We start from the raw sequence: 23,780 nt of genomic DNA on the forward strand, positions 1-23,780 counted from the left end.
CGAGGCTGGCCGAGCGATGGACTGCCGGAACAAGTCCGGCAGTGACGACGGTTGGAGCCCCCCCTTCGAGCCGGCGTTTTCTCGCAACTCTTGTCCGAAATCAGCCATGCCCAATCGGAGCCCAGGGCGACAAGCCCGACGGTGACGAGCGGTGTGGAAACTGCGCCCTCTACCGGTACAGGTCCGCCCGGGTCGGCGGCAGGCCCTGGCCGCCCTTCGCGCGGTGCTTGCTGGCGACCACCTGGTAGATCCGCAAGCTGCCATCCTGGAAGCCGATGGCGACGCCGGCCAGGTAGGCGATCCACATGCGGTACTTCTCCCGTCCCACCAGGGCGACGGCCGCTTCCTCGTTCTCGCCCAGGCGCTTGTGCCAGTGGCGCAGGGTCATGGCGTAATGCTCCCGCCAGCCCTCCACGTCGTGGACCTCGAAGCCGCGGGCCTCCATCGATTCCAGGGTATGGCCGATATGGTCGAGCTCGGAGCCGGGGAAGATGTACTTGCGGATCAGCCGGTTCTCCGGCCGGATCTTCCGGAAGCGGCGCGCGCTCGCCTTGGCGCGGCGGGTGATGCCGTGGTTCAGCAGCAGGCCGCGGTCGCGCAGGAGGCCGTTCAGCTTGCCGAAATAGGCCGGGTAGTTGGCAATGCCGACATGCTCGTACATGCCGATGGAGGCGATCTTGTCATATTCGCCCTCCAGCGCCTCGTAGGGCTTCAGCTCGATGGTCACCCGGTCGGCCAGGCCCAGCCGCGCCACCTTGGCGCGCGCGAAATCGGCCTGCGCCTGCGACAGGGTGACGCCATGCGCCTGCACCCCGTAGTTTTGGGCGGCATGGCAGAGCAGGCCGCCCCAGCCGCAGCCGATGTCAAGGAAACGCTCGCCCGGCTGGAGCCGCAGCTTGCGGCAGATCATGTCCAGCTTGTCGGCCTGCGCCTGCGCGATGTCGTTCTCCCAGGCGGTGAAATAGCCGCAGGAATACTGCATCTCCGGGTCGAGGAAGAGGGCGTAGAAGTCGTTGCCGGCATCGTAGTGGAACTGGATGAAGGCCTTCTCGTCGCGCCGCGACAGGTCGCGGCCGGTCTCGTCGCCGGCGAAGCTGTGGTCGGGCCGTGCCGCCGGCGCCGGCGCCGTCAGCAGCGGCAGGGCGCGCCGCAGCAGCCAGAAGGCGCGCAGGTCGCGCAGCTTCAGCCGCACCTTCTTCGCGCGCGCCGCCTCGATCAGGGTGATCAGGTCGGCGCCGCGGAAATCGATCCGGCCAGTGGCGTAGAGCCGCGCCAGGGTCTCCATGCTCGGCCGCCGCAGCAGCGCGCCCAGGGTGCCCGGATCGTCGATCACGATCCGGTAGCGGCCGTCGGCGGAGGGGCCGAGCGGCACCAGGCTGCCATCCCACAATTGTACGCTGAACGGGGTATCGATCTTGCCCGCAAGATGGGACAGAATCGCCGTGGCGGCGGCGATCCGCCGGCTGTCGCGTGCGCCGGTCACCGGTCCGGCCGTGCGTCTTCGGAGTAGATGGCGGGATGCGGCGCCGCCAAGACGGTCAGTGCATGAACATCGAAGAGATCGGCATCGCCGAGATACATCCAGCTTCCTTCCAGACCCTGCTCGCGGCCTGGTACCGTCAGAAGGGCGCGCGCGACTATCCCCCGGCAGCCGCTCTCGACCCGTTCCTGGCACCGACCCTGCTGCCCAATGCTATCCTCCTGGAGGTCGATGGCGATAGGTTCATCTACCGTCTGATCGGGGATGCGATCCGGCAGCTGGTCGGGCAGGACCTGCGCGGCAAGTCCGTGCAGGAATTCATGGGCGATACCGACTATGCGCGCCTGATCGAGGAGCAGTTCCGCCGGACCATTGCCGATCGGGCACCGCTCTATTCGGTGCACGATTTCCGTCGCCCGGAGGACGGGCTGACCCTTTCCGCGCGGCGCATCGTGATGCCCTATGCCGATGGTGGGAGGGTCACCCGTCTCCTGGCCTATCAGGTCGCGGAAGGGCTGGAACCGGTCGGCGGCGTGACGATCCTGGAGCCGCAGCTGCTGTCGCGGACCGTGTTCCGGGTCAGGGCGCCGCAGGCGGAGAGTGAGAAGACAGCCGGCACCGGGCCGGATGGGGCTGTTCTACGCTGAACGGCGTATCGATCCGGCCGTCGCAATCGCGCAGATTGCGGCTCGCGCCCGACCCTGTCCTGGCAGCCGGCGCAAGGTGCACGACGCCGGGCAGAAGTGCATTCCGCAACAGACAGCAAGACATGAGCCTCGAAGAAGTCGCGATCGGCGAGGTCCAGCCGGACCTGGTGCAGCCGCTCCTGAAGGCCTGGTTCAGCGGCGGCAGCGACGGCGGCTGTCCGTCCGTGAGTGCCATCAAACCGTTCCTCGTCCCGGCGCTGGTGCCCAACATCATGCTCCTGGAGCCGGCTGGCGACAGCTTCGTCTACCGCGTGGTCGGCGAGGATCTGCAGCAGCTGGCGGGGCGGAACCTGCGCGGCCTGACCGTGCGCGACCTGTACGGCGAAACCGACTATGGCCGCATGATCGAGGCCCACTACCGGCAGGCTGTCGCCGACCGGCGGCCGATCCATCTGGAGGACCGGTACCGCCGGCCGCAGGACGGCCTGACCCTGGCGACCTGGCGGGTGGTCATGCCCTACGCCACGGACGGCGCCGTGACCCGCCTGCTGGCGGTGCAGACCTTCGAGGACGGCACCGAACCTGACAGCCTGCCCGTGCTGCCGGAGGCGGCGGCTGTGCGCCGCATGTGCCGGGTCGCCGCGCCCTGAAGGTCCGGCAGCCGCCCGTCCCGGGCGGATCTGCTAGAGCGTTCCCAACCTGGGTGGAAGCGGTGACGCGACCACCATCGTCATCCCGGCCTTGAGCCGGGATCCATTCCGCCAGCCTTGCGGCTTCAGAGCGGTTGGCGGAATGGGTTCTCGGGTCAAGCCCGAGAACGACGGCTTTCCAACAAACCTGGGAATGGCCTAGGGGGCGGAAACGATCTCCGGAAGGGTGGTCGCCGGCGGCGTGTTGCGGCTGCGCTCGCTGCGGATGACGCCGTCGATCACCGTCATGCCGACGCCGGGCAGGTTCCCCTGCTCGATGGACTCCAGCATCGTCTTTCCGGGTGCGTGCTGGGCGGTGTCCAGCAGCACGAAGTCGGCCGACTTGCCGACCTCCAGGAGCCCGCAGTCCAGGTCGCGCATGCGGGCGGTGTTGCCGGTGGCGAAGCAGAACGCGGTCTCCGCCTTCACCTCGCCCAGGGAGGAAAGCAGCGCGATCATCCGCAGGATGCCCAGCGGCTGCACGCCTGAACCGGCGGGGCCGTCGGTGCCCAGGATCACGCGTTCGAGCTGGTTCAGCTCCTTCGCCGTGCGCAGGGCCAGCAGCGCGGACCGCTCGTTGCCGTTATGGACCAGCTCGATGCCGCGGCTGCACTGCTCGCAGAGGCAGACGATCTGGTCGTCGGGCAGCGCGGTATGGCCGCCGTTGATATGGCCGATGATGTCGGCATCGGCCTCCAGCACGACGTCCTTGTCGATCAGGCCGGAGCCCGGGATCGACGGCCCGCCGGTATGGATGGTGGAGCGGATGCCGTGCTTGCGCGCCCAGGCGACCATCTCCTTGGCGGTGTCGCCGGCCTTCACCGAGCCCAGTCCGATCTCCCCCAGAAGGGTCACGCCGGCCTCGGCCAGTTCCTTGAAGTCGCTTTCCACCATGCCCTGCTCGATCACCGGAGCGCCGGCATGCACCTTCACGCCGGAGGGGCGGAAATTCTCGTACCAGCGCTGCGAGGCGATCGCGAGCGCCTTCAGCCCGACAATGTCCTTCGGCCGGCCGGGCAGGTGCACCTCGCCGGCGGAGATCATCGTGGTGACGCCGCCATGCAGGCAGGAATCGATCCAGCTGAGCTGCTGCTGCCGCGGGGTATAGTCGCCGATCACCGGATGCACATGACTGTCGATCAGGCCGGGCGCCAGCGCGATGCCCTTGGCGTCGACGATGGTGCCGGCGCCTTCGGCATCGACGTCCTTCTCCCGCCCGATCGCGGCGATCCTGCCGTCGACGGCCAGGATGCAGTCGGCGTCCAGGATCGGCTGTTCCAGCCGGCCAGAGAGCATCAGCCCGATATTTCGCACCAGCAGCTTGGTCTTGTCCGCCATCTTCATCCCCCGCGATCCGTTCCGGCCGGCTCGGCCCAGCCTGACCATTTCGTTCGTATACTAACACAACTGCGCCAGCGGATTCAGTGCAACGGCACGGGGTCGACAGGCCGTCCGCGGTACCTTAGGACCGTCGCTCAAATGGGCGGCTGCGCAACCTGTGGGAGATCCCATGTCGGAACGCCTGAACAGGCCGCTGCTCGGGGTGAACTTCTTCGCCGGCGACGTCACCGCCGGCTTCGGTCCCTATCTCGCCATCTACCTGCTCGCGCAGCTGCACTGGGAGCCTCAGAACATCGGTTTCGCGCTGGCGCTGGGCACCATCGTGACCGTCATCATGCAGACCCCGGCCGGGGCGTTGATCGACTGGACCCGGCACAAGCGGACCTTGATGGTGGCCTGCGTGTCGGCCGTCGGCCTGGCCGCCCTGGTGCTGCCGCTGAGCGACAACACTACCGTGATCTTCGCCGCCCAGGGCACGATGGGCGCGGCACTGGCGTTCCTCGGCCCGCTGATCGCGGCGATCACCCTGGGTGTTGTGGGGCGCGAGATGTTCACCCGGCAGACCGGCGCCAACCAGGCCTGGAACCATGCCGGCAACGTCATCGCGGCCGGCATTGCGGCAGGCCTCGCCCTCTGGGGCTTCGTCGACGGCGTGTTCTTCCTGATCGCGCTGATGGCGATCGGCATGATCGTCTCGGTGCTCTGCATCCGGCCGTCGCAGATCGACGACAACCTGGCCCGCGGCGGTGTAGCGGCGGGACCGGCCGCGGAGCAGCGCAAGAGCCCGGGCGGCTTCCGGACCGTTATCGGCGACCGCCGCCTGCTGGTCTTCGCGGTGTCGATCTTCCTGTTCCATTTCGCCAATGCGGCGATGCTGCCGCTGGTCAGCCAGAATCTGTCGGCGGGCAGCGATACCGGCACCGGCATCGCCTTCACCTCCGCCTGCATCATCGCCGCGCAGTTCGTCATGATCGGCATGGCCGTGCTGTGCGGGAGGACCGCCGACCGCTGGGGACGCAAGCCGCTGTTCCTGGCCGCCTTCGCGATCCTGCCGGTGCGCGCCCTGCTCTACACCACCACCGACCAGCCCGAGCTTCTGGTGGCGATCCAGGCGCTGGACGGGGTCGCCAACGGCATCTTTGCGGTGCTCTTCCTGCTGATCGTGTCCGACGCCACCAAGGGCAGCGGCCATTTCAATGTCGCACAGGGGGCGCTGGCGACCCTGGTGGGGATCGGCGCCTCGCTCTCCAACCTGATCGCGGAGGAGATCGTGCAGCTCGCCTCCTACGATACGGCATTCTATTTCCTTGCTGCCGTGGCGCTGGCGGGTGCCGCGATCTTCGCCGTCGCGATGCCGGAAACGGCGGAACATGCCCTGAAAGGCTTGGGGAAGGACCGGCAGAACGGTCGGTCCTCGGCGGCCTGAGGCGGGCCTTCGGCAATGTCCGTCGCCCTGGCGATATCGCTGGCAATCTTCGCCGTCATCGCGGTCCGCGAATGGCTGCCGCCGGCAATCCGCATCTGGCATGTCATGGCCCTGGGGGCCGTGGCGATGCTGGCCACCGGCCAGATCTCGCCGCGCGACGCCTTCGACGCGATCGACTGGAACATCATCCTGTACCTGTTCGGCGTGTTCGCGATCGGCCATGCGCTGTTCACCAGCGGCGTCTCGCAGCGGATCGCGGAACGGCTTGCACTGCTGCGCTCGCCCACCGCATCGATGGCGGCCTTCGTCCTGATCTTCGCGCTGCTTTCCGCCGTGGTCACCAACGATGCGGCGGCGATCATCGGCACGCCGATCGCCTTCGTCCTGGCGCACCAGACCCGGACCGATGCAAGGGTGTTCCTGATCGCCCTCTGCGTGACGGTGACGGTTGGCAGCATGACGACGCCGATCGGCAATCCGCAGAACCTGCTGATCGCCGCCAGCGGGCAGGTGCCGGCTCCGGTGCTGACCTTCCTGCTCTGGCTGCTGGTGCCGACCATCGTCTCGCTGGCGATCGCCGTCTGGTGGCTGTCGCGCGGTCTGACGCCGCCTGATTCCGACGCGGCGGCGGAGCCGCCGTCGGGCCCCGCGGCCCTGGCGGCGGGGGAGGGCGGCCGGATCTGGCCGCCGGTGCTCGCGGTGGTGCTGCTGGCGGTGCTGGTGGTGGGGGAGAGCCTGGCCTCCGCCATCGCGCCCGACTACGGCTTCCCGCTGGGCTATGCCGCCGCGATCGCCTGCCTGCCGGTGTTCCTGTTCGGGCGGGGGCGGCGGCAGACCTTCCTGCACCTGGACTGGGCGACCCTGGTCTTCTTCGTGGCGATGTTCGTGGTCACCGGGGCGCTGGTGCAGTCGGGATCGCTGCAGGCGCTGCTGGGCGACCTGCGCGACCGGATGACGGAGCCGCCGGTGACCGCGGCGATCGCCTTCGCCGGCTCCCAGGTCTTCTCCAACGTGCCCCTGGTCGACATGTACCTGAAGCTGCTGACGGGCTTCTCCACCGCCAACCTGATGATGCTGGCGGCCGTGTCCACCCTGGCGGGGAATGTCTTCATCATCTCCGCCGCCAGCAACGTGATCGTGCTGCAGATGGCGGAGCGGCTGCGCGGCCCGTCGATCGGCTTCAGCCGCTTCACCCTGGCGGTGCTGCCGATCGGCATCGTCTCCACCCTGCTGACGGCGGGCTGGATCCTGCTGCTCGACGGGCCGGTACGCGACGCCCTGGGCTGAGGCGCCTCAGAAGCCGAACATATGGTCCAGGCAGAAGCTGGTATCGCCGTTCTGCAGGCCATGGAAACCGAACAGGCGGCAGGTCGCATCGCGCACCTGCACCCAGGCGGCGGGCCCGGCGGCCGCCAGTTCCTGCGCGGTGAAGACCTCGTCCACATACCAGAACAGTGAGCCGTTGCAGGCGATCCGCACCTCGTGGCTGGCCATGTGCCTGCCGCCGCCGTCGACCAGGGTCAGCTGCGTGCGCGACAGCGGGTGCCAGGGGGTGGAGGCCGGATAGATCAGGTGGCAGAGGGTGCGCATCGGCGCCGGCCCCAGCCGCAGGAACAGCCGGGTGGTCAGCCCCGGCGGCCGGTGGCTGTAGCTCTGCGGCTCGTCGCGATAGACCGCGACCGTGTTGTAGATATGCGCGCCGAAGATGGTCTCCGCCGCATGGCCGCTGTCCGCCTGGGTATAGCGGCCGAGCGCATGCAGCCAGCCGTCGCCGGCGCCGCCGTCGCGGAAGTCGTAGCGGAACTCCACATGGCCCCATGCGGTGTCTGCGCCATCGGCCAGCTCCGCCAGCCAGGCACCGGCCTCCACCGTGGCGGAGCTGTCGCGCGGGATCCGGCCCAGGAAGCGTTCGTCAAGCACCCGCCCGTCCGGCGCGTGCAGCGCCGCCGTCACCGGCAGGTCGGCCTGGCAGGTCGCCATCGGCGTCGGCAGCAGGCTGGAGGCGAAGGCGGCATGCGGCAGCACCGGCAGCGGCAGGATGAAGCCCTTGCCCATCACGGGGGCGAGCCCCGGCAGGTCGGGATCGTCCTCCAGGTCGGTGCGCTCCACATTGGCATGGGCGATGCGCACCCGCGCATTGCCGGTCACCGTCTCGTAGCGCGGGCGGACGAAGTAGCGGCCGGCATGGATCTCGATCTGCTGCGGATAGCGGGCCTCCGGCAGCAGGGCGCCGAGGTCCAGCTCGGCCGTGCCGAAGGGCGGCACCCCGGCCGGGTGCCAGGCCACCGCGTCGCTGCCCATCAGGCTGGCGCCGACCGCGCCGGGTGGGATCGCCACCGGATGGCTGTTCTGCACCAGCAGGGTCAGGCGCTCGCCATCCTCGGGCGCCGGCACCCCGGCATAGAGGTCCGCCGGCCAGGCATTGGCGTCGTGGGTGCAGCTGAGCTGGCTGCCATCGGCGCTCATCACGTCCAGCGCGTATTTCACCACGTCGTGGCCCGCCACCCGCAGGGCATGCAGGAACAGGCTGCCGGTGAAGGGCGGAAGCCCGAAGCGGGACCGGATCTCCCGGCTGTCCAGGGTGAAGGCGGCGCCCGGGGCAGGCAGGGCCTCCTCCCATTCCGCCAGGCAGCTGCCGTCGGCGTCGAAGGCGGCGCACCACAGCGCGGCATTGCCGGCGCCGTACAGGCCCCAGTAGTTGGCACCGGTCAGGCGGGTGAATCGGCCGCCCTCGTCGCGGATCAGGGCGAAATTGGTCGCGAAGTTGAGCGGGTCCAGATAGCGCCGGTCGTTGCTCAGCCAGGCATCGGGCAGCCGCATCCCGTCCAGGGTGAGGATCGGCAGATCCTCGCCCACCAGGGCGCGCAGCTGGCGTTCATGCGCCGCCGCGTCGAACGCGGTGACCAGGATGCCGTCGACGCCGGCGGCCGCCAGGTCGGTCACCGGCCGTGCCGCATGGCCCAGCCGGCGGTCGCCGACATCTTCCAGCCGCTGCACGAAGACGCCGGCAATGTCGCATGACGCCAGGTCGAAGAAGGCGTCGACATGGGCCGCGGCCGGCTGCGGCTCCGGATCGTAGACCGCGATGCACCCCAGGCCGCGCAGCTGCGCCACCAGGGCGCGTCCCGCCGCCGCCGTCTTCGGATGGCCCAGAGCCTTGAACAGGGTGCTGCCGCCGAAATTGTTGCCGGGGCGCCAGCCCTGGCGGAGGTTGGGGTTGCTGTAGGTCTCGATGGCGAGGGTCATCGCGCGGGTCGCCGAAGATTGGGAAAGGGGCGGCCGTCCGGCCGGATCGATTCCGGCGTAACACCCGGCGCCGCGGGTGTCCATGGGCAAGGCGCCGCGGGCCTCGGGCCGCGGCGGCCTGCCCGTCAGCGCGGCACCGTCACCCTGCCGCTGTCGCCGATCGCCAGCTTCCAATCCTCGATGGCGGTGCCGTCCAGGTTGGCATGGCCGGCCAGGAAATAGAGCCGGTCGCGGTCGGCGCCCGTGGCGGTACAGAACCGGTCCTGCAGGTAGTAGGACGGGGTCGCCTGGTAGTACAGCCGCGCCCGGACCGTCGCCGGCACGCCCGCCAGGGCCGACATCGGCACGTCATAGACGATCCGGTCGCGGCCCTGGCCGTCGCCGTAGTCGGGATCGTCGCCCACCCCGACGGGGTCCAGCGCGGCCGCCAGGTCGGGACCGGCGCCCAAAGCCGCGGCGATGGCGGCCCGCTGCGCTTTCGGAAGCAGGCCGTGCGGCGGCAGGCGGTTGTCCTTCACCGTGGCGCAGAGCGACAGGAAGCTGGTGGTCAGCGGCCCGGCCGGCACCACCCCCTCGCCGCATTGCGGTGCGGCGCCCTGCTGACCCGCGGTCCGGGGCGGCGCGGCCGACAGGTCCTGGTAGACCTGGGCCTGGTCCTGGCGGTCGATGCTCTGGAAATGCGGCTGGTGCAGGCGCGCCTCCGGTTGGGTCCGGGCGCTGCGATCGTCGGTCCACCAGACCTCGCCCTCCAGCGGGCGGTCGGCGGCATCGACCAGCCGCCCGGCGGCATCCGTCCGGCCCGAGGCCCAGAGCAGCGCGCCGTTCTGGTCCAGGACCTCGAAGGACAGGAAGGCGCGGCGGAAGCCGACGCCGGAAGGCAGGCTGTGGCCCGCCAGGTTGCTGACCTGCACCTCCGTCCGCAGGCGGCCGTCCTGTACCGTCGGCGGCGCGACCGTGACCTTCGACGTGGCGTCCGCCGCCTGCTGCAGCATCGCCTTCTCCGTCACCAGCAGCGGCGCGATGGCATGGTCGCCGACCGTGGTGTCGAAGCTGCGCAGGCCCAGGATCTCCGGGAACTGCTGCGCGAGGGTGGTCAGGAACAGGTTGACGCCGACCAGGCTGTGCTTCGCGAAGCCGTCGCGCGCCGGCAGGTCGATCTCCTCCGGCGCGGCAATGAAGGCGGTCGCGGGGTAGGAGGAATATTCCTGGATGCTGGCGATCTTGGTCCGCAGCTTCCGCCCCGCCTCGTCGGTGTCCGGCATGTGGCAGCCCTGGCAGCTCCGGGCGCGCGGCCCGGCCCCTTCCGGCAGCGGCCCGTCGGGCGAGGTGCCGGTGCGGTAGCCGCTGAACGCCCATTCCGCATAGGTCGTCTGCTCGTAGACATGCGCCAGGGTCCTGCCTTCATGCAGCACCGGCAGGTGGATGGTGTGGCAGGTGCCGCAGACCTCGGATTCCCGGATATTGGGGTCGTGCACCGGGGTGATGCCCAGCGCCTTCTGCATCGGCCAGGTCTTCGGCGCCGCGTAGGGGCCGGCCAGGCGGTCGGCCGGGCCCAGCAGGAAGCTGCCGGTGAAGGTGGCGGCGAAGCCGGTCATGCCGGGATTGAGCTGCGCCCGCCGCGCCTGCACGCAGGCATTGCGCGGGGCGTCCGCCTGGGCTTCCGCCATCGCGGCCAGCGGGTTGTCGGCAGGCCAGGGGGCGGCGTCCACAAGGTGGCGGCCGAAGCTGCCGCAATCCTCGCCCCGCAGCATCCGGTCGATGGCATGCTGGCGCTGTCCCATCACCCCGTGGCAGCCCAGGCAGGTGTCTGCCACCAGCGCCGCCTCTTCCGGGTGGAAGCTCTGCGTTTCGCTGGCCAGCTGGGCGAAGAAGAACGGGTCGCGCCCGGCCAGGCCCATGGGGGAGGAAACCCAGGTGCCGTAGGGGGAGATGTCGATGAAGCGCGATCCCTCTCCCGACGGCAGGGTCATGGCGTATTGCCGCCAGGTGGCGCCGCCGGAATGGCAGCCCAGGCACTGCGTGGAGGTCAGGAACTGGCCATGGCCGTCCGGTGGGCCGGCCGGCATCCAGACATTGTCGTAGCTGCTGGACGGCATGCGGGGCACATTGTCCCAGCCCGGCGCCGCACCGCCCAGCAGGCTGTGCGGGAAGGCATCGAGGAAGGCACCGGAATAGCCCGTGTGCGGCATGCCCAGGCGCTACTCGCGCTCCTTCGGCAGGGCGGGCAGGGCATGGCGGACGTCCGGGACCTGCTGCTGCGACGCCTCGACATACTGGATCAGGTAGCTCTGCAGCCGCCCCTTCTCGCCCTGCATGTTGCGGCGGGCCGCAAAGGTCATGTTGTCACGGGCCGAAGCGTGGCAGTTCAGGCAGTACGGCCCGAAGCCCATGTTCTGCGGCGGGTTGGTGGCCTGGTCGGCCGGGTAGTCGGGCGACCAGCCGTCCCAGCCGAACCAGCCCCAGTACCAGCCGTCTTGCACCGCGGAGTTGTCGCGCACCATCAATGCGCTACCGCCGAGCGGCATCAGGTGAAGCGGGTCGTTGCCGGCGCAGCGCACGGCCGGCGCGGGATACATCTCCTTCACCAGCATGGCGCCGTCGGGAACCGGCGGCGAGGGGATGTCCGATTCCTCTTCTGCCATGCCGCGATGGCCGCGCACCCATTCCGCCGCTTCCGGCGAGTACCAGATCACCACCGGCGCATGGGTGCTGAGGTCGTGGCTGGTCCACGACAGGCCGTCCAGGGTGGTGAAGAAGGGACCGGTATCGCACTGTCTTGTCGCGCACCCAACCGGCATCCGTGTCGCGGTGGCAGAAATTGCGGATGAAGCCTGCGATCGCCTCCTGCGCCTCCAGCGGCGGCAGGTCGCCGGGGCGGCGCGCCGTCACCCCCAGCCGGCGGCACAGTTCAGGATCCGTGGGCGTCATCGGCAGGGGACGCCAGGCCGGGCAGGCCGCGATCCGCGCATCCGGGTTGCCGGCATCCCGCGCGCCGGTGTCCTGCGTGATTGCGTCCTGCGCGATTGCGGGGAGGGCCGCCGCCAGGCCGGCCGTGATCACCAGACCGGCGATCACCCGCCCGACTGCAATGCCCATGCCGATCATCCAGCCTCCGGTATCCAAGCGATGCCCTGGCCGATGCCACACCTCGCCTCGGATGCAATCATCATTTCCCTGGACCATCCCGCGACATAATATTATTCAAAGGCGAAATTATATTTCACAGTTGCCGGGCGGCGGTGCAGCGGCAGGGAGCTTCAGGACGATCCATGCAGCGCGTGAAGCTTGACGATATCGACAGGCAGATCCTGGCCCATCTGCAGGCGGACGGGCGGATGACCAATGTCGAACTGGCTCGCCGGGTCGGCATCTCCGCGCCGCCCTGCCTGCGCCGGGTGCGGGCGCTGGAGGAGGCCGGCTTCATCCGCGGCTATCATGCTGACCTGAACGCGGAGATGCTGGGCTATGGCGTTACCGTGTTCGCCATGGTCGGCCTGACCAGCCAGGCGGAACAGGACCTGGTGGCGTTCGAGAAGCGGGTCGCCGGTTGGCCGCTGGTGCGGGAATGCTACATGCTCGCCGGCGAGGTCGACTTCATCCTGAAGATCGTGGCCGAGGACTGGGACGCCTACCAGACCTTCCTGACCAAGTCCCTGACCGCGGCGCCGAACGTGGCGCATGTCCGCACCTCGCTGGCGATCCGCACCAGCAAGGCCGATCCCGGCGTGCCGATGCCGGAGGACGACGCGGAAGGGGCGTGAGGGCAGGCGGCCGGGACCGGACAGCTTCGCCGTCGTTACCGCACATTCGTCGACGCGCCCTCACTGCCGCCGTCGTTCTTGGGCCTGACCCAAGGACCGTAACGGTACGGCGAAGGCGCGCGGCGGCACGGTCCCGGTCGCGGCGCTCGGGTCAGGCCCCTCGGCATTCACACATCTCGTCAGCGGAACCAGATCAGCCCTGCGGTCCTACCTTATTGCCGTCATCCTCGGCCCCCGAGCCGAGGATCGTGGCAAGACGGCGAAGTTGCGCAGCGTCCCTGTCCCGTCATGCCCCTCGGGTCAAGCCCGAGGGCGACGGCAGCAGGGAGGCGCGTCGAAGAGAAGAGATATGTGAATCGCGTAGGGGCTAGCCCGAGGGCGACGGCAATGCTGACCGTCGGCCCGCTACCTGTAGCTGACCGAGACGATCTCGTAGGCCTTGGTCCCGCCGGGGGTGTTCACCTCGACGGAATCGCCGACGGTCTTGCCGATCAGGGCACGGGCCAGGGGCGCGGTGATCGACAGCCGGCCCGACTTGATGTCGGACTCGTCGGCGCCGACGATCTGGTACTCGCTCTCCTCGTCGGTATCCTCGTCCGCCAGCAGCACGGTGGCGCCGAACTTCACGGAATCGCCGGACAGCACGCTGACGTCGATGACGTCGGCACGGGCGAGCTTGTCCTCAAGCTCCACGACCCGCGTCTCGATCCAGCCCTGCCGCTCCTTGGCGGCGTGATACTCGGCATTCTCCGACAGGTCGCCATGTTCGCGGGCCTCGGAGATCGCCTGGATCACGGCCGGTCGCTCGACCGACTTCAGGGTCTTCAATTCGCTCTGTAGCCGCTCGTACCCGCTCGCGGTCATCGGGATCTTTTCCATCGGTCCACCAACTGCGTAGACAAATCGTACCGGCGCCGGCTGATACAGGCTGTCCGGGCCATGGGTCCGGCATGCTGCAAAGGCTTCGGGGGAACGACCCGGAAGGCCGAGCCGGGGACGGCCGCCGGTGCCCGACCGTCCGGAAGGGTTTCCCCCGCCGTCCGCACGTGCTCCCGGCTGAACACAGGTTACGGCGCGGAAGCGCCGCTCACGAAGCTTCAAAAATAGGATTGCAGCGGGTTGACTTCAAGCTGGCTCTCGTTGGTCGCCGCAATGGCCTGCACCGCGGCCCGTGCACCCGCCACCGTGGTGAAGTAGGGAATGCGGTTCATCAGCGCCGTGCGGCGCAGGGTGAAGCTGTCCGCGATCGCCTGCGCACCCTCGGAGGTGTTGATCACCAGCACCACATCCTCGTTCTTCATCAGGTCGACGATATGGGGGCGTCCCTCCATCACCTTGTTGACCTGCTCGATCTGCAGGCCCTGCTGGCGCAGGAAGCGTGCCGTGCCGCCGGTGGCGACCACCGCGAAGCCAAGCTCCACCAAGGTTGCGGCCGAGTCGGCGATCGCCCGCTTGTCGGCGTCCTTCACCGAGATGAAGACCTTGCGCGGCCGGCCGCCGCCTTCCGGGGCCCGCGGCAGGATCGTGCCGGCCGCCAGCTGTGCCTTGGCGAAGGCCCGTGCGAAGTCGCGGTCCAGGCCCATCACCTCGCCGGTCGACTTCATCTCCGGCCCCAGGATGATGTCGACCCCGGGAAAGCGGGCGAAGGGGAAGACTGCCTCCTTCACCGCCACATGGTCGGGCTTGCGGATGTCCGGCGCCAGCTCGGTCAGCCGCTCGCCGGCCATCACGCGGGCGGCGATCTTGGCGATCGGCTGGCCGACCGCCTTCGCCACGAACGGTACCGTGCGGGAGGCCCGGGGATTGACCTCCAGGATGTAGATATCCTCGCCCTGCACCGCGTACTGCACGTTCATCAGGCCGCAGACCTGCAGCGCCTTCGCCAGCGCCTCGGACTGCTCGACGATGCCGGCGACGACATGCTCGGGCAGCGAATAGGGCGGCAGGGAGCAGGCGCTGTCGCCGGAATGGATGCCCGCCTCCTCGATATGCTCCATCACGCCGGCGACGATGGTGTCGGTACCGTCGGCCAGGCAGTCGACATCGACCTCGATGGCGTCGGAGAGATAGCCGTCCAGCAGCACCGGCGAGGTGCCGGAGACCAGCACCGCCTGGGTCATGTAGCGCTCCAGATGGGCGGGGTCGCGGACGATCTCCATGGCGCGGCCGCCCAGCACGTAGGACGGCCGGATCACCAGCGGATAGCCGATCCGCTCCGCCACCCGGTAGGCCTCTTCCTGCGAGCGCGCGATGCCGTTCGGCGGCTGCTTCAGGTCCAGTTCCGCCAGCAGGCGCTGGAATCGCTCGCGGTCCTCCGCCAGGTCGATGGCATCCGGGCTGGTGCCCAGGATCGGCACGCCGGCCTCCGCCAGGCCGCGCGCGATCTTCAGCGGCGTCTGGCCGCCGAACTGCACGATCAGGCCCAGCAGGGTGCCGGCCTTCTGCTCCTCGGCGACGATCTCCAGCACATCCTCCAGGGTCAGCGGCTCGAAATACAGCCGGTCGGAGGTGTCGTAGTCTGTGGAGACGGTCTCCGGATTGCAGTTGACCATGATCGTCTCATAGCCGGCATCGCGCAGCGCATAGACGGCATGGACACAGCAATAGTCGAACTCGATGCCCTGGCCGATCCGGTTCGGGCCGCCGCCCAGGATGATGATCTTCCTGCGGTCGCTGACCTCCGCCTCCGATTCCGGCGGGCCGGAGATCGCGTTCTCGTAGCAGGAATAGAGATAAGGGGTGTCGGACGCGAACTCCGCGGCGCAGGTGTCGATGCGCTTGAACACCGGCCGCACGCCCAGCGCCCGGCGGTCGGCGGCAATCCGTGCTTCGTCGGAACCGGTCAGTTTCGCCAGGCGGGCGTCGGAAAAGCCCATCGCCTTGATCGCGCGCAGCGCCCCCGGCTCGGTCGGCAGGCCGTCGGCGCGCAGCCCGGTCTCCACCTCCACGATCGCGGCGATCTGGCGGATGAACCAGGGCTCGTACTTGCAGGCCGCCGCCACCTGGTCCTCCGGCAGGCCCAGGCGCAGGGCCTGCGCGATGGTGAGGATGCGGTCCGGGGTCGGCCGCGCCAGGGCGGCGATCACCGCCTCGCGGTCGTCATCGGTCAGCGGCGCCGCAGGGTCGGCGTTCACCACGCCGGGGATCTCGACCTCGTCGAGGCCGGACAGGCCGGTCTCCATCGACCGCAGCGCCTTCTGCAGGCTCTCAGCGAAGGTGCGGCCGATCGACATCGCCTCGCCCACCGACTTCATCGCGGTGGTCAGCAGCGGCTCGGCGCCGGGAAACTTCTCGAAGGTGAAGCGCGGGATCTTGGTGACGACATAGTCGATCGTCGGCTCGAAGGAGGCCGGCGTGACCCCGGTGATGTCGTTCTGCAGCTCGTCCAGGGTGTAGCCGACCGCCAGCCGGGCGGCGACCTTGGCGATCGGGAAGCCGGTCGCCTTCGACGCCAGGGCGGAGGAGCGCGACACCCGCGGGTTCATCTCGATGACCACCAGCTGGCCGTCTTCCGGGTTCACCGCGAACTGCACGTTGGAGCCGCCGGTCTCCACCCCGATCTCGCGCAGCACCGCGATCGAGGCGTCGCGCATCACCTGGTATTCCTTGTCGGTCAGGGTCAGCGCCGGGGCGACCGTCACGGAATCGCCGGTATGGACGCCCATCGGGTCCACGTTCTCGATCGAGCAGATGATGATGCAGTTGTCGTTTTTGTCGCGCACCACCTCCATCTCGTACTCCTTCCAGCCCAGCACGGACTGGTCCAGGAGCACCTCGTTGACGGGGGAGGCTTCCAGGCCGCGGGCGACGGTGGCGTCGAATTCCTCGCGGTTATAGGCGATGCCGCCGCCGGTGCCGCCCAGGGTGTAGGACGGCCGGATCACCGCCGGCAGGCCGACGAAGTCCAGCGCCTCGCGCGCCTCCTCCATCGAATGGACGATGGTGGCGCGCGGCATGGCGAGGCCGATCCGCTCCATCGCCTGGCGGAACAGGTCGCGGTCCTCCGCCATCTCGATCGCCGCCTTGCTGGCGCCGATCAGTTCCACCCCCAGCCGCTGCAGCACGCCGTCATTGTGCAGCGCCATCGCGGTGTTCAGCGCGGTCTGCCCGCCCATCGTCGGCAGCAGCGCGTCGGGGCGCTCCTTCTCCAGGATGCGGGTGACGATCTCCGGCGTGATCGGCTCGATATAGGTGGCGTCGGCGATCTCCGGGTCGGTCATGATCGTCGCCGGGTTGGAGTTCACCAGGATGATCCGGTAGCCCTCCTCCCGCAGCGCCTTGCAGGCCTGGGTGCCGGAATAATCGAACTCGCAGGCCTGGCCGATGACGATCGGGCCTGCGCCGATCACCATGATCGACTTGATATCGGTACGACGCGGCATCGGCTCAGGCTCCGCCCTTCTTCTTTCTTTCGCTCATCGCGTCGACGAAACGCTCGAACAGGTAGTGGCTGTCCCGCGGACCCGGGGATGCTTCGGGGTGGTACTGCACGGAGAAGACCGGCCGGCCCTCCACCCGCAGCCCCTCGTTGCTGCCGTCGAACAGCGAGACATGGCTGGGCACGATCCCCGCCGGCAGGCTCTTCTCGTCCACCACGAAGCCGTGGTTCTGGCTGGTGATTTCCACCCGGCCGGTGAGCAGGTCCTTCACCGGATGGTTCGCGCCGTGATGGCCGTGATGCATCTTGGCCGTCCGGGCGCCCAGCGCGAGCGCCAGCATCTGGTGGCCCAGGCAGATGCCGAACAGCGGCAGGTCGGGCTTGTCCAGCAGCGCCTTCAGGGTGGGGATGGCGTAGGCCCCGGTGGCCTCCGGATCGCCCGGGCCGTTGGACAGGAACACCCCGTCCGGCTCGTGGCGCAGGATATCCTCCGCCGAGGCATCGGCCGGCACCACCGTCACCGCGCAGTTCAGGTTGGTCAGGTTGCGCAGGATGTTGCGCTTGATGCCGAAATCCATGGCGACGACCCGGAAGGCGGGCGCATCCGTCTGCGGGCGGCCGCCATAGCCCTGTCCGTTCGGCTGGCCGGGGCGCCAGACGCCTTCCTCCCAGCCATAGGACTGCCGGCAGGTGACCTCCTTCGCCAGGTCCATGCCGACCAGGCCCGGCCAGTCCGCCGCCTTGCGGCGCAGCGCCTCGACGTCGAAGGCGCCGTCGGCGCGATGGGCGATGACGCCGTTGGGTGCGCCGGCGTCGCGGATCCGCCGGGTCAGGGCGCGGGTGTCCAGGCCGCTGATGCCGACCAGGTTGTAGCTTCGCAGCCAGGCATCCAGATGGCGGCTGGCGCGGTAGTTCGCCGGCTCGGTGATGTCGGCGCGGATCACAAGGCCGCGCGCCGCCGGGGTGGCGGTCTCGATATCCTCTTCGTTCGTCCCCACATTGCCGATATGCGGGAAGGTGAAGGTGATGATCTGTCCCGCATAGGAGGGGTCCGTGAGGATCTCCTGATAGCCGGTCATGGCGGTGTTGAAGACGATCTCGCCGACGGCTTCGCCCTCGGCGCCGACGCCGTAGCCGCGAAAGACCGTGCCATCGGCAAGGACCAGGATGCCATCCGGTTCCCTGGTCTTGGTGGCGGTGGGCTGGACTGGCATCTGATGGTTCCTGTGGCGTTTGGCGTGGCGGCGCCCGGTCCCGGCCGGAGCGCAGGCCGTCCCGATGCCGCGGCAGCACCGTTCCCGCTTGGCTGTGGCCGTCGACCCGGACGGGTCGGGCCGGCGCGCTCGCGCCGGCGGCCGGTCATCGTGTCGCGATGCGGCCGGCAATGGCGCGGGGCGCACCGGTTGTGAAGACCGGGTTATGAAGACTGGGCCTGCCGGATCGGGGCGCCGTCCGGGCGCGGCGCGTGTCATCGGACTGCGGCCGACCGGCGGCAATCGGCGACGAACCTGCGCTGCGAAGGTGAACGGATACAGTCGGCCCGGCGGCCGAAACGGCCGGGACCATAGCAAAAGGCAACCGGCCGTCAAGCCGCATGACGGTGAACGGTCCGGGGAATCAAAGGCTTAGATTTATTGCGTCGGAACCGCGACAGAAATGTGCAATCGTGCGCATTGCCGGGCCTGCGAAGGTCCGCTATACGGCCGGCCGCTTTGGCACTGGAGAAGGTGACAGAATGCTTCGTGAAAGCCTCCGTGACGCGCTTAAGGACGCGATGCGCGCCAAGCAGTCGTGCAAGGTGGACACGCTCAGGCTGATCCTGGCAGCCCTGAAGGACCGGGACATCGCCGCGCGCGGCGAGGGCAAGCCGGCGATCTCCGAGGAGGAGATCCAGGCGATGCTTCAGAAGATGGTCCGTCAGCGTCAGGACTCGATCAGGATGTACGAGGAGGCCGGCCGGATCGACCTCGTCGAGCGTGAGCAGGAGGAGATGGCGATCGTGCGCGCCTTCCTGCCGGAGCCGATGAGCGAGGCTGAGATCCGGGAGGCCTCCGAGTCGGTCATGAACGAGCTTGGCGCCAACGGCATCAAGGATATGGGCCGGATGATGTCCGCGATGAAGGAACGCTATGCCGGCCGCATGGATTTCGGCCGGGCTGCCTGCGTCGTGAAGGGCCTGCTGACCTAGCGGGCCGGCGCGCTTGGCCGCCGCTGTCCGCGCGGGCATCATGACCTGATCCGGTTTCCGCGAGGCCGGTGCCACCGCCGTAGCGTTCCCCCGCCGCCCCGACCGGGTGTTCCCGCCCTGGCCGGGCGCGCAGCCGAGGCCTGCCCGCCATGATCGACGCGGCGTTTCTGCAGACCCTGAAGGACCGGGTTTCCCTGCCCGACCTGATCGGCCGCCGGGTGCGCCTGGTGAAGCGTGGCCGCGAGCATACCGGCCTCTGCCCCTTCCATACCGAGAAGTCGCCATCCTTCACAGTCAACGAGCAGAAGGGCTTCTACCACTGCTTCGGCTGCGGCGCGCATGGCAGCGCGGTCGACTTCGTGATGGCGACGGAGAACCTGTCCTTCCCCGAGGCGGTCGAGCGGCTGGCCGCCGAGGCGGGGCTGCGCATGCCGACACCCGACCCGGGCGCCGCCCGGGCGGAGCGGAAGCGGGCCGGCCTGCAGGAGGCGGTGGAGGCGGCTGCCAGCTGGTTCACCGCCCAGCTGCAGGGTGGCGGCGGTACCGCGGCGCGTGCCTATCTGGAGCGCCGCGGCGTGACCCCGGAGACGGCGGCGCGGTTCCGCCTGGGCCTGGCGCCCGACAGCCGCACCGCCCTGCGGGACGCGCTGATCGCCCGCGACCTGCCGGAATCGCTGCTGGTGGAGGCGGGGCTGCTGATCCGGCCGGAGGATGGCAGCGCCCCCTACGACCGCTTCCGCAACCGGCTGATCTTCCCGATCGGCGACCGGCGCGGCCGGCCGATCGCGTTCGGCGGCCGGGCGCTGGGGGAGGCACGGGCCAAGTACCTGAACTCGCCGGAGACGTCGCTCTTTCACAAGGGCGCCACCCTCTACAACTTCGCCAATGCCCGCCAGGCGGCGGGCGAGGGCGGTCGGGTGATCGTGGTCGAAGGCTATATGGATGTCATTGCCCTGGCCCAGGCCGGCTTCCCGGAAGCGGTGGCGCCGCTGGGCACCGCCCTGACCGAGGAGCAGATGCAGCTCCTGTGGCGCTCCGCGCCGAACCCGCTGCTCTGTTTCGACGGCGATGCGGCCGGCGAGCGCGCTGCCGCCCGTGCGCTGGAGCGCGCGCTGCCGCTGATGACGCCACAGCGCACCCTGGGCTTCGTGGCGCTGCCGGAAGGACAGGATCCCGACGACCTGATCGCGGCCGAAGGGCGGGAGGCGATGGAGCGGCTGCTGGACCGCGCCCTGGGCAGCAGCGAGATGATCTGGCGGCTGACCTGCAGCGAGCATCCGCCCCAGACGCCCGAGGATGCGGCCCGGCGCGACGAGGCGGCGCTGTCGATGGTCGGCCGGATCGGCGACCAGGTGCTGCAGCGCAGCCTGCGCGACGCGATCTGGGAACGGATCCGCGAGGAGCGGGCGGCGCGACGCAGCCAGCGCGGTGGCGGTCGCCGCGGCGGCAAGGGGGCAGGGCTGCCGGCAGGCCGCGGCGGTGTCGGCCTGCCGCAGATCCCGATGGCCGCGGCGAATCGGGCCCGGCCGGAGGCACGGTTGCTGGCGCTCGGCCTGGCGCATCCGGAGCTTGTCCTGCGCGACCTCGAGCGGCTGGCGGCCGCGGAGTTCAGCGACAGGGAACTTGACAGCTTGAAGTCAGCCCTCATAGATGCGACAAGCCGGCAGGCGGCGCCTGATGCGGTGCTTGACTCTGGGGCGCTGCGCGCCCACCTGAGCGCAGCAGGTCACAACGCCGTTCTCTGCCGACTCGACGAGATGAAGATCTGGGGACCGGGAGTCTCGAGCGATGCTGAAAGGCACGATGTCGAGAGGGACTGGCAGGAGATTCTGGCGCGCCTGTCGTCGCGCTCGGCGGCGCGGGCCGTGCCCGAACAGGTCGCCGCGCTGCGGCGGCCGGCTGGCGCCGGGTCGTGACGCGATCGGAAACCGGCACGTTGCCAGCTGAAGACAGCCGGCCGGGACCGTGCTGCATGTGTCCGCCGGGGGGATGACACATATTGTAGGCAAAGATCATAGACGCCTGGGCGTCCCGTGCGGGGAAGGCAGGGGCCGGCCGCCGGCCGATGAAGGCATCGATGGCGGTACCGCCGGCATGCCGGCCAGGATGTCTGCCTTGCCGGTAGCGGCGCGCCAGGAGCGCATCCCCCGGATGCGCCGACCGGCGGCAGCCGGGTAACAGATCGGACCGGGTCGCCGAGTACGACCGGGTCGGCCGGGCAGTCAGCGCCCCGGCGGGTGACAAATGAGGAAGGGTCGGTCCGCATGGCCAAGCAAGAGACAGCCGAAGCCGTCGAAAGCAGCGACAAGTCCGAAGAGAATGCCGACGGACCGCTGATCGACGCCTCGCAGGCTGCGGTCAAGAAGATGCTGGCCCGCGCCAAGGAGCGCGGCTTCGTCACCTATGACGAACTGAATGCGGTCCTGCCCCCCGACCAGATGTCCTCCGAGCAGATCGAGGACACGATGACCCTCCTGTCGGAGATGGGCATCACCGTGGTCGAGGCGGACGAGCAGGAAGAGCAGTCCGACGACAGCCAGGGCGAGCAGGCGGAGACCGAGCAGGCCGCGACCACCACCCAGGCCGCGCCGGAACTCGACCGCACGGACGATCCGGTCCGCATGTACCTGCGGGAGATGGGCTCGGTGGAGCTGCTGTCCCGCGAGGGCGAGATCGCCATCGCGAAGCGGATCGAGGCCGGCCGCGAGAAGATGATCGGCGCGATATGCGAAAGCCCGCTGACCATCAAGGCGATCCTGGAATGGCGCGACGCGCTGGTCGACGGCCGCATGCTGCTGCGCGACTTCATCGACCTGGAAGCCACGATGGCGGTGTTGAACGCCGATGACAGCGGCGACAGCGACAGCAGCGCCGGCGCTTCGGGTGGCAACGGCGCCGGCAGCACCGGCGCGGGCGGCAACGGCGCCGCCGGCGGCACCGCCGCGTCCGGCGGCAACGGTGCCGCAGCGCGGGGCGAGGAAGAGGAAAGCGACGACGACAGCGACAGCGACGACGACGATTACGAGAACAACCTGTCGCTCGCCGCCATGGAAGCCCAGCTGAAGCCGCGGGTCCTGGATATCCTCGACGAGCTGGCCAAGCAGAACAAGAAGATGCGCCGCGCCCAGGATGCCCGTCTGAATGCCGCCATGGCGGGCGAGGCTGTCAGCATGAGCGCCGACAAGCGCTATCAGAAGCTGCAGGGCGAGCAGCGCCAGCTGATGACCGGCATCCTCCTCAACAATGCCCGGATCGAGGGGCTGATGGAGGATCTCTACGCCGTCCACAAGGAGCTGCTGGGCCATGAAGGCCAGCTCCTGCGGCTGGCGGAGAAGCACAAGGTCGAGCGCGACGACTTCCTGAAGAACTATCTGGGCCAGGAACTGTCGCCGGACTGGCTGGAACGGATGGGCCAGTCGAAGGCGAAGGGCTGGGCGAAGTTCTCCGCCGACGGCCGCGACGAGGCGCTGCTGATCCGCGAGCGGATCGGTGCGGTCGCCACCGAGGTCGGCCAGCCGATCACCGAGTTCAAGCGGATCTGCCAGCTGGTGAAGGAGGGCGAGAAGGAAGCCGCCGTCGCCAAGAAGGAGATGGTGGAGGCCAACCTCCGCCTGGTGATCTCCATCGCGAAGAAATACACCAACCGCGGCCTGCAGTTCCTGGACCTGATCCAGGAGGGCAATATCGGCCTGATGAAGGCGGTGGATAAGTTCGAGTATCGCCGCGGCTACAAGTTCTCCACCTACGCCACCTGGTGGATCCGGCAGGCGATCACCCGCTCGATCGCCGACCAGGCGCGCACCATCCGCATCCCGGTGCATATGATCGAGACGATCAACAAGCTGGTCCGCACCGGCCGCCAGATGCTGCACGAGATCGGCCGCGAGCCGACCCCGGAGGAGCTTGCCGCGAAGCTCGGCATGCCGCTGGAGAAGGTGCGCAAGGTGATGAAGATCGCCAAGGAGCCGATCAGCCTGGAGACGCCGATCGGCGACGAGGAAGACAGCCATCTGGGCGACTTCATCGAGGACAAGAACGCCGTCCTGCCGCTGGACGCCGCGATCAACTCCAACCTGCGGGAGACGACGACCCGGGTGCTGGCGACCCTGACCCCGCGCGAGGAGCGGGTGCTGCGGATGCGCTTCGGCATCGGCATGAACACCGATCACACCCTGGAGGAGGTCGGCCAGCAGTTCTCCGTCACCCGCGAGCGCATCCGCCAGATCGAGGCGAAGGCGCTGCGCAAGCTGAAGCATCCCAGCCGCTCGCGGAAGCTGCGCTCCTTCCTCGACAACTGACCCCGCTGCGCTATCCTCGCCGCTTCCCTCCCGCGCCGGCGCGCCCAGCGCCGGCCATTGCGGGCCTGTAGCTCAATTGGTTAGAGCCGGCCGCTCATAACGGTCTGGTTGCAGGTTCGAGCCCTGCCGGGCCCACCACCCTTCGCCCTCCGGGCTTCGGGTGGCAGGCCACCCGGAACCGGACCTTGGGCGAAGGAGTGCCGCCCGAAGCCTTGGCGAAGGGGGGCTGCCGCAAAATCACTCTCGGATGGGTTTCGCCCTCCGGGCTTCGGGTGGCAGGCCACCCGGAACCGGCCAGAGAGGCTGCCTCTGGGGGCGAAGGAGTG

General features: G+C 69.1%; 16 protein-coding genes and 1 tRNA gene. 9 read left to right on the plus strand and 8 right to left on the minus strand.

The window, feature by feature from the left end:
* Positions 1–169: 169 nt before the first annotated feature.
* Complete coding sequence (locus ACFOGJ_RS20720; RefSeq protein WP_379904121.1) at positions 170–1,483, minus strand: class I SAM-dependent methyltransferase; 1,314 nt, start codon at positions 1,481–1,483, stop codon at positions 170–172.
* Positions 1,484–1,545: 62 nt separating this feature from the next.
* Between ACFOGJ_RS20720 and ACFOGJ_RS20725 the strand changes: the two genes are divergently transcribed.
* Together ACFOGJ_RS20725 and ACFOGJ_RS20730 are read left to right on the plus strand one after the other, a co-directional pair.
* The gene (locus ACFOGJ_RS20725) at positions 1,546–2,127 is read left to right on the plus strand and encodes a PAS domain-containing protein (protein WP_379904123.1); all 582 of its coding nucleotides are present in this window, start codon (positions 1,546–1,548) and stop codon (positions 2,125–2,127) included.
* Positions 2,128–2,249: 122 nt separating this feature from the next.
* The gene (locus ACFOGJ_RS20730; RefSeq protein ID WP_379904125.1) at positions 2,250–2,777 is read left to right on the plus strand and encodes a PAS domain-containing protein; all 528 of its coding nucleotides are present in this window, start codon (positions 2,250–2,252) and stop codon (positions 2,775–2,777) included.
* A gap of 198 nt (positions 2,778–2,975) precedes the next feature.
* On the opposite strand, the gene ACFOGJ_RS20735 is transcribed toward ACFOGJ_RS20730, so the two are convergent.
* Complete coding sequence (locus ACFOGJ_RS20735) at positions 2,976–4,160, minus strand: amidohydrolase family protein (protein WP_379904127.1); 1,185 nt, start codon at positions 4,158–4,160, stop codon at positions 2,976–2,978.
* A gap of 166 nt (positions 4,161–4,326) precedes the next feature.
* Between ACFOGJ_RS20735 and ACFOGJ_RS20740 the strand changes: the two genes are divergently transcribed.
* Both ACFOGJ_RS20740 and ACFOGJ_RS20745 read left to right on the plus strand, forming a co-directional pair.
* Positions 4,327–5,583, plus strand: a complete 1,257-nt coding sequence (locus ACFOGJ_RS20740) for an MFS transporter (RefSeq protein ID WP_379904129.1) — start codon at positions 4,327–4,329, stop codon at positions 5,581–5,583.
* A gap of 15 nt (positions 5,584–5,598) precedes the next feature.
* Positions 5,599–6,870, plus strand: a complete 1,272-nt coding sequence (locus tag ACFOGJ_RS20745) for an SLC13 family permease (RefSeq protein ID WP_379904131.1) — start codon at positions 5,599–5,601, stop codon at positions 6,868–6,870.
* Positions 6,871–6,876: 6 nt separating this feature from the next.
* Here ACFOGJ_RS20745 and ACFOGJ_RS20750 read toward each other — a convergent pair whose 3' ends face one another.
* The 3 genes from ACFOGJ_RS20750 to ACFOGJ_RS20760 form a co-directional block, all read right to left on the minus strand.
* The gene (locus tag ACFOGJ_RS20750) at positions 6,877–8,829 is read right to left on the minus strand and encodes a hypothetical protein (RefSeq protein WP_379904133.1); all 1,953 of its coding nucleotides are present in this window, start codon (positions 8,827–8,829) and stop codon (positions 6,877–6,879) included.
* Between the two features lie 125 nt (positions 8,830–8,954).
* A complete protein-coding gene (locus ACFOGJ_RS20755; RefSeq protein ID WP_379904135.1) occupies positions 8,955–11,018 on the minus strand; it encodes a hypothetical protein in 2,064 nt (687 codons plus the stop codon).
* A 9-nt stretch (positions 11,019–11,027) separates the two neighbouring features.
* Positions 11,028–11,627, minus strand: coding sequence for a cytochrome P460 family protein (locus tag ACFOGJ_RS20760; protein ID WP_379904137.1), 600 nt, complete (start codon positions 11,625–11,627; stop codon positions 11,028–11,030).
* Between the two features lie 471 nt (positions 11,628–12,098).
* On the opposite strand from ACFOGJ_RS20760, the gene ACFOGJ_RS20765 reads away from it, so the two are divergent.
* The gene (locus tag ACFOGJ_RS20765; protein ID WP_379904139.1) at positions 12,099–12,590 is read left to right on the plus strand and encodes an Lrp/AsnC family transcriptional regulator; all 492 of its coding nucleotides are present in this window, start codon (positions 12,099–12,101) and stop codon (positions 12,588–12,590) included.
* 405 nt (positions 12,591–12,995) lie between these two features.
* On the opposite strand, the gene greA is transcribed toward ACFOGJ_RS20765, so the two are convergent.
* The 3 genes from greA to carA all read right to left on the minus strand — a co-directional run bounded on the left by greA (position 12,996) and on the right by carA (position 18,182).
* The gene (greA, locus tag ACFOGJ_RS20770) at positions 12,996–13,469 is read right to left on the minus strand and encodes a transcription elongation factor GreA (RefSeq protein ID WP_379904141.1); all 474 of its coding nucleotides are present in this window, start codon (positions 13,467–13,469) and stop codon (positions 12,996–12,998) included.
* Between the two features lie 218 nt (positions 13,470–13,687).
* A complete protein-coding gene (gene carB / locus ACFOGJ_RS20775; protein ID WP_379904143.1) occupies positions 13,688–16,972 on the minus strand; it encodes a carbamoyl-phosphate synthase large subunit in 3,285 nt (1,094 codons plus the stop codon).
* Positions 16,973–16,976: 4 nt separating this feature from the next.
* The gene (carA, locus tag ACFOGJ_RS20780) at positions 16,977–18,182 is read right to left on the minus strand and encodes a glutamine-hydrolyzing carbamoyl-phosphate synthase small subunit (protein ID WP_379904145.1); all 1,206 of its coding nucleotides are present in this window, start codon (positions 18,180–18,182) and stop codon (positions 16,977–16,979) included.
* A 452-nt stretch (positions 18,183–18,634) separates the two neighbouring features.
* Here carA and ACFOGJ_RS20785 point away from each other — a divergent pair, with 452 nt between their 5' ends.
* From ACFOGJ_RS20785 to ACFOGJ_RS20800, 4 genes are all read left to right on the plus strand, one after another.
* Positions 18,635–19,156 carry a GatB/YqeY domain-containing protein gene (locus ACFOGJ_RS20785; protein ID WP_379904147.1) on the plus strand — a complete coding sequence of 174 codons (522 nt, stop codon included), beginning with the start codon at positions 18,635–18,637 and terminating at the stop codon, positions 19,154–19,156.
* A 149-nt stretch (positions 19,157–19,305) separates the two neighbouring features.
* Positions 19,306–21,072 carry a DNA primase gene (dnaG, locus tag ACFOGJ_RS20790; RefSeq protein WP_379904149.1) on the plus strand — a complete coding sequence of 589 codons (1,767 nt, stop codon included), beginning with the start codon at positions 19,306–19,308 and terminating at the stop codon, positions 21,070–21,072.
* A gap of 348 nt (positions 21,073–21,420) precedes the next feature.
* The gene (gene rpoD / locus ACFOGJ_RS20795; protein ID WP_379904151.1) at positions 21,421–23,454 is read left to right on the plus strand and encodes an RNA polymerase sigma factor RpoD; all 2,034 of its coding nucleotides are present in this window, start codon (positions 21,421–21,423) and stop codon (positions 23,452–23,454) included.
* Positions 23,455–23,515: 61 nt separating this feature from the next.
* Positions 23,516–23,592: transfer RNA gene (locus ACFOGJ_RS20800), tRNA-Ile, on the plus strand.
* Positions 23,593–23,780: the final 188 nt, after the last annotated feature.

Source organism: Marinibaculum pumilum (assembly GCF_042646425.1).
GTDB classification, from domain to species: Bacteria; Pseudomonadota; Alphaproteobacteria; order Ferrovibrionales; family Ferrovibrionaceae; genus Marinibaculum; species Marinibaculum pumilum.

Excerpts from the sequence above, each read along its gene's own strand:
- ACFOGJ_RS20740 (WP_379904129.1), top strand. The coding sequence starts at position 4,327 with ATGTCGGAACGCCTGAACAGGCCGCTGCTCGGGGTGAACTTCTTCGCC.
- greA (WP_379904141.1), bottom strand. The coding sequence starts at position 13,469 with ATGGAAAAGATCCCGATGACCGCGAGCGGGTACGAGCGGCTACAGAGC.
- ACFOGJ_RS20755 (WP_379904135.1), bottom strand. The coding sequence starts at position 11,018 with ATGCCGCACACGGGCTATTCCGGTGCCTTCCTCGATGCCTTCCCGCAC.
- ACFOGJ_RS20725 (WP_379904123.1), top strand. The coding sequence starts at position 1,546 with ATGAACATCGAAGAGATCGGCATCGCCGAGATACATCCAGCTTCCTTC.
- ACFOGJ_RS20750 (WP_379904133.1), bottom strand. The coding sequence starts at position 8,829 with ATGACCCTCGCCATCGAGACCTACAGCAACCCCAACCTCCGCCAGGGC.
- ACFOGJ_RS20735 (WP_379904127.1), bottom strand. The coding sequence starts at position 4,160 with ATGAAGATGGCGGACAAGACCAAGCTGCTGGTGCGAAATATCGGGCTG.
- ACFOGJ_RS20760 (WP_379904137.1), bottom strand. The coding sequence starts at position 11,627 with ATGCCGGTTGGGTGCGCGACAAGACAGTGCGATACCGGTCCCTTCTTC.
- dnaG (WP_379904149.1), top strand. The coding sequence starts at position 19,306 with ATGATCGACGCGGCGTTTCTGCAGACCCTGAAGGACCGGGTTTCCCTG.
- ACFOGJ_RS20765 (WP_379904139.1), top strand. The coding sequence starts at position 12,099 with ATGCAGCGCGTGAAGCTTGACGATATCGACAGGCAGATCCTGGCCCAT.
- ACFOGJ_RS20745 (WP_379904131.1), top strand. The coding sequence starts at position 5,599 with ATGTCCGTCGCCCTGGCGATATCGCTGGCAATCTTCGCCGTCATCGCG.
- carA (WP_379904145.1), bottom strand. The coding sequence starts at position 18,182 with ATGCCAGTCCAGCCCACCGCCACCAAGACCAGGGAACCGGATGGCATC.
- carB (WP_379904143.1), bottom strand. The coding sequence starts at position 16,972 with ATGCCGCGTCGTACCGATATCAAGTCGATCATGGTGATCGGCGCAGGC.
- ACFOGJ_RS20730 (WP_379904125.1), top strand. The coding sequence starts at position 2,250 with ATGAGCCTCGAAGAAGTCGCGATCGGCGAGGTCCAGCCGGACCTGGTG.
- rpoD (WP_379904151.1), top strand. The coding sequence starts at position 21,421 with ATGGCCAAGCAAGAGACAGCCGAAGCCGTCGAAAGCAGCGACAAGTCC.